Raw genomic sequence first — 9,877 nt, forward strand, 5'->3', positions numbered from 1 at the left:
GCGCCCTTCGCCCCGAGCACGTGGGCGGCGTAGAGGTCGCCCGAGGTCGGCTCGCGCCCGAGCGCCACTGAGAGCACCTCTCCGTTCTTCTGGGTGAAGGCGCCCGCGAGCGAGGCGGCGATCTTGGGATCGCGCCGAAGGTCGAGGATCGCCTGGCGCTGGCCGGCATCCGCGACCGTGTAGCTGCCGTCGGGCCGCGCCACGATGGCTTCGGCGTAGGTTTGGAGGCCGAGCTTCGGCCCGGCCGACTTCATCACCCCGAGCCAGGTCTGCTCGATGAATTGGAACAGGCCGGTGGCGGTCGAGGTGCCGGCCTTGGCCGAGGGATCGAGGGCGGATTCGCGTTGCGCGGTGGCGAGCAGGTAGTCGAAGCCGACGCCGCTGCTCTGCGCCCCGTCGCGGATCGCGTCGATCACGCCGCCCTGTGCGCCCGAAGTGCCTTGCGCGCCCGAGGTCCCTTGCGCGCCCAAAGCCCGCGGGGGCGCCGCGGCTGGTTGGGGGCTCGAAGGCGTGGTGAACAGGAACATCGGTCGCCGCTTCGAGCCGCACGCGCCGGACGGGCGTCGCGCGAGGCGCCGCACGTGGCGCCCCGGATGACGCAACCCTTGGCCATCATGGTAAAGAAAGCCTAAATTTCCGATGCTTACGCTCCCATGCGCGACCTCTTGATCGCCTCGCCCACCAGCGGCCCACCTGACATCGCCCACGCCGACACCCTGGTGCTGGCGCATCCTCTGGCCGCGGCGCTCGGTTGGCTGCCGGCTCTTTGCGAGGGAACGGCCCTCTACGTCCGCGTCGTGCCGGGCGCGGTCGACCTCGACGCGGCGCGGGCGGTCCCTCGCGACGGGTTCCATGGAGGCTTCGCGGAGACAGCCGAGGCGGCGGCAATCCTCACGGCGGTGTTTGGGCGCGGTCCGGGTCCCGGCTGTGGCCCTCGCAGGCCGCTACCCTTAGGGTGAGCCGACACCCCCCATCGAAGCCCCAGCATGCCGCATCCGCGACGCCTCGCCCTACCGACCTTCGCCGTCGCTATCCTCACCCTTGTCGCAGGGCCGGCCGCGGCGCGCCCCTTCACCGATGCGGCCGGGCGCGTGGTCGAGGTTCCGAATCGCGCCACCCGGGTCGTCGCCGCCGGGCCGCCGGCGGCAGTGCTCCTCTACACCCTCGCGCCCGACCGGATGGTCGGCTGGGTCCGCACGCCCTCCCCGGCCGAGCGGCCCTACCTCATGCCCGCGACCTGGGCGCTACCCGCCACCGGCCGCCTGACCGGGCGCGGCGGCACCGCCAACGTCGAGGCGGTGCTGGCCCTGAAGCCGGACCTCGTCGTCGACGTCGGCTCGACGGGGCCGACCTATGCGTCGCTCGCCGACCGGGTCCAGGCCCAGACCGGCATCCCCTACATCCTGCTCGACGGCGCCTTCGCCAAGACCGGCGAGACCTACCGGCAACTCGGCGCCGTGCTCGACCTGGGGCCGGCCGCCGACGGGCTCGCGGCCTACGCCGACCGCACCGTGGCGGAGGTCGCCGAGCGCGTCGCGCGCGTCCCGGAGGCCGAGCGGCCGCGGGTCTACTACGCCCGCGGCCCGCGCGGCCTCGAGACCGGGTTCGCCGGCTCGATCAACACCGAAATCCTGGAGGTGGTCGGCGCCCGCAACGTGGCCGTCGGCGGCAACGGCCTCGCCAACGTCTCGCCCGAGCAGGTGCTGGGCTGGAACCCCGACGTGATCGTCGCCCTCGATCCCGCCTTCCGGCCCGGCGACGACCCGATCTGGCGGGGCGTGAAGGCGGTGCGCGAGGGCCGCGTCTATCGGACCCCGACGCTGCCCTTCGCCTGGTTCGACGCGCCGCCCGGCGTCAACCGGCTGATCGGCATGCGCTGGCTCGCGCACCTGCTCTACCCGGCGCTCTTCCACGAAGACCTGCCCGCGATCGTCGCCGACTTCTACCAGCGCTTCTACCACGTCGCCCTCACCCCGGAGGCGAAAGCCGTGCTCCTCGACGGCGCCGTGCCGGCGCGCCGATGACGCGCGGCCCCGCGGCGGTGATCGCGGCTCCCGGCGCGCGTCGGATCTCCGCGGCGTTCCAGGCCTGCCTCGCCGTGGCCGGCCTCGGGCTGCTCGTCCTCCTCGCCCTCGCCGCGGGGAGATTCCCGGTGCCGGTCGCCGACGTGTTCGCGATCCTCGCCGCCAAGCTGTTCGGCACGGCGCCGGGCGACGCGACGGCGCAGGTGGTGGTGTTGCAGGTGCGGCTGCCCCGGGTCGCCGCGGCCCTCGTCGTCGGCGCGGCCCTGGCCTCGGCCGGGGCGACCTACCAGGGCCTGTTTCGCAACCCACTGGTCTCGCCCGACATCCTCGGCGTCTCGGCCGGCGCCGGGCTCGGCGCGGTGCTCGGCATCTATCTCGCCCTGCCGGTCCTCGCGATCCAGGCCATGGCCTTCGCCGGGGGCCTCGGCGCGGTGGCGATCGTCTATGCAATCGGCGCGCTGGTGCGGCGGCACGATCCAGTGCTGACGCTGGTGCTGGCCGGCGTCGCGGTCGGCGCGGTGCTCGGTTCGGCCATCTCGCTGCTCAAGGTCCTGGCCGACCCCTACAACCAGCTGCCCGCCATCACCTACTGGCTGCTCGGGAGCCTGTCCTCCGTCACCCTCGGCGACGTGTTCGCGATCCTGCCGGCGGTCGGCCTCGGGCTCCTGCCCCTCGTCCTGCTGCGCTGGCGCATGAACCTGATGAGCCTCGGCGAGGAGGAGGCGCGGGCGCTGGGCGTCGAGACCCGCTGGCTGCGCCCGCTCCTCGTGGCGGCGGCGACCCTCGTCACCGCGGCGGCGGTGTCGGCGACGGGGGTGATCGGCTGGATCGGCCTGATCGTGCCGCACCTCGCCCGCGGCCTCGTCGGGCCGGACTTCCGCCGCCTGCTGCCGGCCTCGGCGCTGCTCGGGGCGGGCTACCTCGTGGCGGTGGATCTCGCCGCCCGCACCATCGCGCCGATCGAGGTGCCGCTCGGCATCCTCACGGCGCTCGCCGGCGCGCCGTTCTTCCTCTGGCTGCTAGCAGCGGGCAAGCGAGGCTGGTCCTGATGCTGTCCGTCGAGGCGTTGGCGTTCGGGTACGGCGCGCGCGAGGTCGGCGCGGGCGTGAGCTTCACGCTCGGGGCGGGCGAGGTCCTGTGCCTGCTCGGGCCGAACGGCGGCGGCAAGACCACCCTGTTCAAAACCCTGCTCGGGCTGCTGCCGGTACGGGCCGGCCGCGTCCGCCTCGACGGAGAGGACCTGTCGCAGTGGTCGCGCCGCCGGGTCGCGCGGGCGCTCGCCTACGTGCCGCAGGCGCATGCGGCCTTCTTCCCGTTCACCGTGCGGGCCGTGGTGCTGATGGGCCGCGCCGCCCGGCTCGCCCCCTTCGCCGCCCCCGGCCGCGCAGACGAGGCCGCTGCGGACATGGCGCTCGCGACCCTCGGGATCGGGCATCTCGCCGACCGCATCTATACCGAGATCAGCGGCGGCGAGCGGCAGATGGTGCTGATCGCCCGGGCGCTCGCCGGCGAGCCGCGCATCCTGGTGATGGACGAGCCGACCGCGAGCCTCGATTTCGGCAACCAGACCCGCGTGCTCGAACAGGTCCGCCGCCTCGCGAAGACCGGCATCGCGGTGGTGCTCTCGACCCACGACCCCGGCCACGCCTTCCTCTGCGCCGACCGCGTCGCGCTGCTGCATGGTGGCCGCCTCGTGGCGTTGGGAACGCCGGAGGCGACGATCACGCAAGAGAGCCTGCGCCGCGTTTACGGGGTGGACGTGGCGGTGGTGCCCTTGCCGGAGCACGGGTGCTCGGTCTGCACGCCGATCCTGGCGTGAGGCCGAGCCGCGTCGATCTCGTTGCCAGGTCCGCATCGTCTTCACACGAGCCGGCCTCCACCGCGCTGGAAAACGCTCCGGACCCGCCGTTCAGTCGACGGCGACCATCACGTCGGAGGCCTTCACCACGGCGTAGGCCTCGCCGCCGACCGTGAGCTTGAGGCTGTCGACGGCCTCGTTGGTGATCGCTGCGGTGACGATCTGGCCGGCGGCGATCTCGATCTTGACGTGCGCGGTGGTCGCGCCCTTCTCGACGGCGACGACCTTGCCCTTGATGACGTTGCGTGCGGAGATCTTCATCGAACGGCCTCTGTGGCTTGAGAAAACGTCATTTGGCGCCTTGGCCTGCAGGGATCACGGAGAAGCCCTGGGCCTCGAAGTACGGCCGGGCCGCAGCGCCCTTCAGGAAGTCGAGCAAGCGGGCCGCGCCCTCGCCCTTGGCCTCGGCGGTCAGCGCGAACGGGTACACCACCGGCGGATGGCTGTCCTCCGGGAACACGGCGACCACCTTCACGCCCGGATCGGACCGCGCGTCGCTCGCGTAGACCACGCCGAGGGGCGCCTCGCCGCGTGAGACCAGGGCGAGCGCCGCGCGCACGTTGTCGGCCTGCGCCAGCCGCAGCTGGATCGTCCCCCAGAGCCCGAGCTTTTCGAGCGCCGCCTTGGCATACTTGCCGACCGGCACCGAGGCGACCTCACCGGTGGCCAGCCGCCCGTCGGGGCCGAGCGCCTTGGCGAAGGCGTCGGCGGTCAGGGCCAAGTCCGCCTCCTTCGCGTCCTTGGGCGCGACGACGACGAGGCGGTTGTTCAGGAGGTTCACCCGCGTGTCGGCCCGGACGAGGTTCTTCTTGGCGAGGTAGTCCATCCATTCGAGGTCGGCCGAGGCGAAGAGCTCCGCCGGCGCGCCCGACTCGATCTGGCGGGCGAGCGCCGACGAGGCGGCGTAGCTCGGCTTGATCGCGATCCCGGTCTGCGCGGTGAACGCCTTGCCGGCCTCGTCGAGGGCGTTCTTGAGGCTGGCGGCGGCGAACACCGTCACGCTCTCGCCGGCCTGGGCGGCGGAGCCAAGCAGCAGGCTGGCGACGAGGACGGCGCGTGCGAATCCGATCAAGGCGACCTCCGAGGCGGGCGGCCCGCAGCAGCAGCCGGGCGCTGACGCTATATCCTATCATATACAGCGATGGCCAGATCGAAACCGAGGATCGCAGGCGCTCACACCGGCCGCGCGGTCCGGGGTAGGAACGGCGCTCGGGACGAGGGAAGCCGATGGCCAGGTTGAGCATCCGCGTCGATTTCGGGCCGGGGCACCGGCTCGGGCCCGGCAAGGTGCAGTTGCTGGAGACGATCGCCGCGCACGGCTCGATCTCGGCGGCCGGGCGGGCGCTCGGCATGTCCTATCGCCGGGCCTGGACGCTGGTCGAGGCGATGAATGCCGGCTTCGGGCAGCCGGTGGTCGAGGCGCAGGTCGGCGGGCGGAGCGGCGGCGGGGCGCGGCTGTCCGCCTTCGGTGCGGAGGTGGTGGAGCAGTACCGGGAGGCCGAGCGTGCCGCGACGGAGGCGGCCGCGCCCTTCCTCGCCCGCTTCGTCGCAGACCGATCCACTGGATGACTTTTCAGCCGGCCGCCAGCAGGGCGGCGGTGATCGCGTCCCGCTCGGCCGAGAGGTCGCCCTCGGCCACGGGGCGACCCGCTTGGGCGTACCAGTAGGCCGCGTTGTCCTGGTCGCCTTCGAGGCGATGGAGGTGGGCGTGGACCCAGGCGGCGTCCCGGCCGGAATCGTCCTGGACGAGTTTGTGGGCCTGGTCCCAATGCGCCGGACCCTTGGCTGCCCACCACAGGGCCGCGAGCGCCGGCGCGTCCGGCGGTGCGTCGGCTTCGGTCGTGCGTGAGGCATCCTGCTTCGTCATCGTCCCCTCCGGCCTACGATGCACCGCAGGCCGGAGACGACGTCGGGATGGTTCCCGAGGTTCCGATTTAGGCCCGCGCGAGCTGACGAAGGGCGCCGCGCCCCGCGTAGCGGCCCTGCGCGCCGAGGCCCTCTTCGATCCGGATCAGCTGGTTGTATTTGGCCAGTCTGTCCGAGCGCGCGAGCGAGCCGGTCTTGATCTGCCCGCAATTCGTTGCGACCGCGAGGTCGGCGATGGTTGCGTCCTCGGTCTCGCCCGAGCGGTGCGACATTACCGCGGTGTAGCCGGCGCGGTGGGCCATATCGACGGCGGCGAGCGTCTCGGTGAGCGAGCCGATCTGGTTGACCTTGATCAGGATCGAGTTCGCCGAGCCCTCCGTGATGCCGCGGGCGAGGCGATCTACGTTGGTCACGAACAGGTCGTCGCCGACGAGCTGGCAGCGGTTGCCGATGCGCTGGTTGAGCAGGCGCCAGCCCTCCCAGTCGTCCTCGGCCATGCCGTCCTCGATCGAGAGGATCGGGTAGGCGTCGACGAGCTTGGCGAGGTAGTCGACCTGTTGCTCGATCGAGCGCACGGTGCCCTCGCCCTCGTAGTGGTAGGCGCCGTCCTTGAACCAGTCGGTGACCGCGCAGTCGAGGGCCAGCACCATGTCGGCGCCGGGCTTGAAGCCGGCCGCCTGGATCGACTCCATCACGAAGTCGAGGCCGGCCTCGGCGGTCGGCAGGTTCGGAGCGAAGCCGCCCTCGTCGCCGACGTTGGTGTTGTGCCCGGCCTTCTTCAGCGCGCTCTTGAGGGTGTGGAACACCTCCGCGCCCATGCGCACGGCTTCCGCGATGGAGGAGGCCCCCACCGGCATGATCATGAATTCCTGGAAGTCGATCGGGTTGTCGGCATGCGCGCCGCCGTTGATGATGTTCATCATCGGCACCGGCAGCACCCGGCCCTGGACGCCGCCGACGTAGCGGTAGAGCGGCAGGCCCGAGGCTTCGGCTGCGGCCTTGGCCACCGCGAGCGACACGCCGAGGATCGCGTTGGCGCCGAGCCGCGCCTTGTTGGCGGTGCCGTCGAGCTCGATCATCGCTTCGTCGACTGCGACCTGGTCCTCGGCGTCCATGCCGCCGATGGCGTCGAGGATCTCGGTCTGGACCGCGTGGACCGCCTTGCGCACGCCCTTGCCGGCATAGCGGGTCTTGTCGCCGTCACGCAGCTCCACCGCCTCGTGGGCGCCAGTGGAGGCGCCCGACGGAACCGCAGCGCGGCCGAACGAGCCGTCCTCCAGCAGCACGTCGACCTCGACGGTGGGGTTGCCGCGGCTGTCCAGAATCTCGCGGGCGGCGATGTTGGTGATCGCGGTCATGAAGGCTCCTCCCCCGTGGGCGCGCACGATCGGTGGCAGGCCCGGTCTCAAGGTCTCGTCGGTGCGGCTTATCCGTCAAGGCGCGGCCTCGGGCAAGGCGGGGCCATATCGTATGATGCGTCCCACAAGATGAATGCAAAAGACGCCGTCGCGCGTAGTCTTCGCGAGCCCGCGCGACGATGCCACGAGCCGCACGCGGCCGAAGCATGCGCCGGCGTCGGATGCACCGCGGGAAGGCCTGCGGTAAGGATGGGCATGACCGAAGAATCTCTGCAGCTGGGGCAGCCGACGCCCCTCCCCGCCGGCCCGCACGAGGCCCGCCTCGACCGGGTGCCGAACCCGCATCCCGACACCGACTACCTCGCTCGGTTCACCGTCCCGGAATTCACCTCGCTTTGCCCGGTGACCGGCCAGCCCGACTTCGCGATCCTGGTGATCGACTATGTGCCCGATCGCTGGCTCGTGGAGTCGAAGTCGCTGAAGCTCTACCTCGGCGCGTTCCGCAACCACGGCGCGTTCCACGAGGATTGCACGGTGGGCATCGCCAAGACGCTCGTGGACCTGCTCGGGCCACGCTACCTGCGGATCGGCGGCTTCTGGTACCCGCGCGGCGGCATCCCGATCGACGTGTTCTGGCAGACCGGCGTCCCGCCGGCCTCCGTCTGGCTGCCCGATCCCGGCGTGCCGCCCTACCGCGCCCGCTGAGAGAGGTCGGACAAAGAAAAAGGGGCGACCGGCATGGCCGGTCGCCCCAAAATTCGAGTCCGAGTTGGTGTACGCTTAGTACGGCGAGCCGTAGTAGCCGCCGTAAGCCGGGGCGCCGTAGCCGTTGCCGTAGGCGCCGTAACCGCGGTTGTAGCCGTAGGAGTCGCGGGCCGCGCCGGCAGCGATCGCACCAGCGGCGAGACCGGCAATGCCGAGACCGACGGCAGCACCCGTGCCGATGCCGCGCCCGCCGCGGTGGCCATAGCCGTAGCCGCGACCGTAGCCGCCGCCATACCCGTGGCCATAGCCGCCGCGGTAGCCCGGCCGCGCGTCGGCGGTGGTGGCGGAAAAGACGCCGGCCGAGATGATCGCGGCGGTGACGAGGGCGAACTTGCGCATGATGATCCTTTCTCGATGATCCATCGAATTCGCAAGCTCAACGCTGGGACGTCGCGATCGTTCCGAAGGTTCCGCCGCGCCGCCGCGCCGGAGGTGGAATCCGCGCCGGCATTCGAGGGAAGCGGAGACGCGGAAACACCGCGCTGCGTCCGCGTCAGCGGGACGTGTAGTCGCCGGCGCCCTTGGGCCGCTGCATCGCGAACTTCGCGTCCGGCCCGACCTTGAAGTAGTCGAAGTAGCCGCCGCGCTGGATCGGCTGCATCGCTGCCGTATCGACGAGGCCGTCCACGACGAAGCGGTCGTCGATGTAGATCGACACCACCTGCCCGATCACCAGGAAGTTGGCGGCTTCGCCGCCATCGAGCGGAACCAGCGGAACGGTCTGGAGCCACCGGCATTCGAGGGCGGCTGCGGCTTCCGCCACCCGCGGCGCCCGCACCTTGCGCGACGGGGCCGTGGTCAGGCCGGCGAAGTCGAACTCGCTTTCGCCCCGCGGCAGGGGCGCCGACGAAGCGTTCATCTGCTCGCGCAGGTCGTAGGTGGCGAGGTTGCAGACGAAGTCGCCGCCCTCTTCCGCGAAGGTCATCGCATCTTTGCGGCCGGTGGAGGAGAACGCGACCATGTCGTCGCCCACCGCGTTGAAGAACGAGTACGGCGCGAGGTTGAGCTTCCCCGCCCGGCTCATGGCGCTGATCCAGCCGATCGGCCGCGGCGCGACGATCGCCTTCAGAGGGTTGTGCGGCAGGGTGCGGTCGTCGGGGGCGTAATGCATGGGAGCGAGCCTTACAGCCGCGTGACGATCTCGGCGAGGTCCGGCCGCGGCCGGTCCGACGGGATCTCCTCGGGGGCGCCGACATGGATGAAGCCCGCAAGCTTCTCGCGCGGGTCGAGGCCGAGGGCTTCGAGCACGCGGCGGTCGTAGGCGTACCACTCGGTCAGCCATGCGGTGGCGAAACCCTGGGCGTTGGCCGCGACCACGAGGTTCATGCAGGCGGCGCCCGCCGACAGGACCTGCTCCCATTCCGGGATCTTCACGTGCGGGCCGGCCCGCGAGACCACCGCGACGACCAACGGCGCGTGGGCCAGCCGCCTCGCCTCGAGGTCGAGCCGCGCCGCGTCGGCCTCCGGGTTGTCGGAGGCGTAGGTGTTCGCGATCACCGTCCCGATCCGCGCCCGCGCCTCGCCCGCGATCACGATGAAGCGCCACGGCGCGAGCTTGCCGTGGTCGGGCACCCGCGAGGCCAGGGTCAAGATCGTGTCGATCTGTTCCGGGCTAGGTCCCGGTTCGGTCATCCGCAGGGGCGGCACGGAGCGGCGGGTGCGCAGCATGTCGAGGGTGGCGTTCATCGGGGCGTCTCGGCTGGGCGGTGCGGAAGGTCCCGCGATCACACCGGGATTTCGCACGGGCTGCACCGCCTGGGAAGTCGGGCACCTTGGCGCGGAGGGCAGCGCAAGGGGCGCAAGGGGCAGCGCAAGGGGCAGCGCAAGGACCCCGGGCGGCCTTGCGCTCGCCACGGTCTTAAGATCACACGGGCGAGACGATGACGGTCGGCCGCTTCGGCCTGCGGAGAGAGGCTTTTCGACATGCGCGGACGAAGGCTCGGGCCCGGATTGGCGCTGCTGGCCGCGGTCGCGCCGCTCGCAGCCGCGGCGCAGTCGCCGGACCC

At 71.6% G+C, this 9,877-nt stretch carries 14 protein-coding genes; 6 read left to right on the plus strand and 8 right to left on the minus strand.

Features of this window, described 5'->3' with window-relative positions:
* A partial coding sequence (locus FV222_RS09955; protein WP_147814086.1) for a transglycosylase SLT domain-containing protein occupies positions 1–527 on the minus strand: 527 nt, incomplete at its 3' end.
* A 126-nt stretch (positions 528–653) separates the two neighbouring features.
* Here FV222_RS09955 and FV222_RS09960 point away from each other — a divergent pair.
* The 4 genes from FV222_RS09960 to FV222_RS09975 are packed head-to-tail and all read left to right on the plus strand — an operon-like array spanning position 654 to position 3,843.
* Positions 654–959: a hypothetical protein gene (locus tag FV222_RS09960; protein ID WP_147814088.1), complete on the plus strand. Its 306-nt coding sequence runs from the start codon at positions 654–656 to the stop codon at positions 957–959.
* A gap of 27 nt (positions 960–986) precedes the next feature.
* Positions 987–2,024, plus strand: coding sequence for an iron ABC transporter substrate-binding protein (locus FV222_RS09965; RefSeq protein WP_147814090.1), 1,038 nt, complete (start codon positions 987–989; stop codon positions 2,022–2,024).
* Positions 2,021–3,073, plus strand: a complete 1,053-nt coding sequence (locus tag FV222_RS09970) for an iron ABC transporter permease (RefSeq protein ID WP_147814092.1) — start codon at positions 2,021–2,023, stop codon at positions 3,071–3,073. The genes FV222_RS09965 and FV222_RS09970 overlap by 4 nt, the downstream gene beginning before the upstream one ends.
* A complete protein-coding gene (locus FV222_RS09975; protein WP_147814094.1) occupies positions 3,070–3,843 on the plus strand; it encodes an ABC transporter ATP-binding protein in 774 nt (257 codons plus the stop codon). Before FV222_RS09970 ends, FV222_RS09975 begins: the two co-directional genes overlap by 4 nt.
* A gap of 90 nt (positions 3,844–3,933) precedes the next feature.
* Here FV222_RS09975 and FV222_RS09980 read toward each other — a convergent pair whose 3' ends face one another.
* Entirely contained in the window at positions 3,934–4,143 is a 210-nt protein-coding gene (locus FV222_RS09980; RefSeq protein WP_147726238.1) for a TOBE domain-containing protein, read from the minus strand.
* A 28-nt stretch (positions 4,144–4,171) separates the two neighbouring features.
* Positions 4,172–4,954 carry a molybdate ABC transporter substrate-binding protein gene (modA, locus tag FV222_RS09985; RefSeq protein WP_147814096.1) on the minus strand — a complete coding sequence of 261 codons (783 nt, stop codon included), beginning with the start codon at positions 4,952–4,954 and terminating at the stop codon, positions 4,172–4,174.
* Positions 4,955–5,109: 155 nt separating this feature from the next.
* On the opposite strand from modA, the gene FV222_RS09990 reads away from it, so the two are divergent.
* Positions 5,110–5,451 carry a winged helix-turn-helix domain-containing protein gene (locus tag FV222_RS09990; RefSeq protein ID WP_147814098.1) on the plus strand — a complete coding sequence of 114 codons (342 nt, stop codon included), beginning with the start codon at positions 5,110–5,112 and terminating at the stop codon, positions 5,449–5,451.
* A 4-nt stretch (positions 5,452–5,455) separates the two neighbouring features.
* Here the strand turns inward: FV222_RS09990 and FV222_RS09995 are convergent, their stop codons facing one another.
* Positions 5,456–5,749 carry a hypothetical protein gene (locus FV222_RS09995; RefSeq protein ID WP_147814100.1) on the minus strand — a complete coding sequence of 98 codons (294 nt, stop codon included), beginning with the start codon at positions 5,747–5,749 and terminating at the stop codon, positions 5,456–5,458.
* A gap of 67 nt (positions 5,750–5,816) precedes the next feature.
* Positions 5,817–7,106, minus strand: a complete 1,290-nt coding sequence (gene eno / locus FV222_RS10000) for a phosphopyruvate hydratase (protein WP_147814102.1) — start codon at positions 7,104–7,106, stop codon at positions 5,817–5,819.
* 255 nt (positions 7,107–7,361) lie between these two features.
* On the opposite strand from eno, the gene queF reads away from it, so the two are divergent.
* The gene (gene queF, locus FV222_RS10005; RefSeq protein ID WP_147814104.1) at positions 7,362–7,811 is read left to right on the plus strand and encodes a preQ(1) synthase; all 450 of its coding nucleotides are present in this window, start codon (positions 7,362–7,364) and stop codon (positions 7,809–7,811) included.
* A gap of 75 nt (positions 7,812–7,886) precedes the next feature.
* On the opposite strand, the gene FV222_RS10010 is transcribed toward queF, so the two are convergent.
* The 3 genes from FV222_RS10010 to FV222_RS10020 all read right to left on the minus strand — a co-directional run bounded on the left by FV222_RS10010 (position 7,887) and on the right by FV222_RS10020 (position 9,557).
* On the minus strand, positions 7,887–8,210 hold the full coding sequence (locus FV222_RS10010; protein WP_147753071.1) for a hypothetical protein: 324 nt from the start codon (positions 8,208–8,210) through the stop codon (positions 7,887–7,889).
* A 154-nt stretch (positions 8,211–8,364) separates the two neighbouring features.
* Entirely contained in the window at positions 8,365–8,982 is a 618-nt protein-coding gene (locus FV222_RS10015) for a flavin reductase family protein (protein WP_147753072.1), read from the minus strand.
* Positions 8,983–8,993: 11 nt separating this feature from the next.
* A complete protein-coding gene (locus tag FV222_RS10020) occupies positions 8,994–9,557 on the minus strand; it encodes a nitroreductase (protein WP_147753073.1) in 564 nt (187 codons plus the stop codon).
* Positions 9,558–9,877: the final 320 nt, after the last annotated feature.

The sequence above is a fragment of the Methylobacterium sp. WL103 genome (genome assembly GCF_008039885.1).
GTDB classification, from domain to species: domain Bacteria; phylum Pseudomonadota; class Alphaproteobacteria; order Rhizobiales; family Beijerinckiaceae; genus Methylobacterium; species Methylobacterium cerastii.

Excerpts from the sequence above, each read along its gene's own strand:
- FV222_RS09960 (WP_147814088.1), top strand. The coding sequence starts at position 654 with ATGCGCGACCTCTTGATCGCCTCGCCCACCAGCGGCCCACCTGACATC.
- FV222_RS09965 (WP_147814090.1), top strand. The coding sequence starts at position 987 with ATGCCGCATCCGCGACGCCTCGCCCTACCGACCTTCGCCGTCGCTATC.
- FV222_RS09970 (WP_147814092.1), top strand. The coding sequence starts at position 2,021 with ATGACGCGCGGCCCCGCGGCGGTGATCGCGGCTCCCGGCGCGCGTCGG.
- FV222_RS09980 (WP_147726238.1), bottom strand. The coding sequence starts at position 4,143 with ATGAAGATCTCCGCACGCAACGTCATCAAGGGCAAGGTCGTCGCCGTC.
- FV222_RS09990 (WP_147814098.1), top strand. The coding sequence starts at position 5,110 with ATGGCCAGGTTGAGCATCCGCGTCGATTTCGGGCCGGGGCACCGGCTC.
- FV222_RS09995 (WP_147814100.1), bottom strand. The coding sequence starts at position 5,749 with ATGACGAAGCAGGATGCCTCACGCACGACCGAAGCCGACGCACCGCCG.
- eno (WP_147814102.1), bottom strand. The coding sequence starts at position 7,106 with ATGACCGCGATCACCAACATCGCCGCCCGCGAGATTCTGGACAGCCGC.
- queF (WP_147814104.1), top strand. The coding sequence starts at position 7,362 with ATGACCGAAGAATCTCTGCAGCTGGGGCAGCCGACGCCCCTCCCCGCC.
- FV222_RS10010 (WP_147753071.1), bottom strand. The coding sequence starts at position 8,210 with ATGCGCAAGTTCGCCCTCGTCACCGCCGCGATCATCTCGGCCGGCGTC.
- FV222_RS10015 (WP_147753072.1), bottom strand. The coding sequence starts at position 8,982 with ATGCATTACGCCCCCGACGACCGCACCCTGCCGCACAACCCTCTGAAG.
- FV222_RS10020 (WP_147753073.1), bottom strand. The coding sequence starts at position 9,557 with ATGAACGCCACCCTCGACATGCTGCGCACCCGCCGCTCCGTGCCGCCC.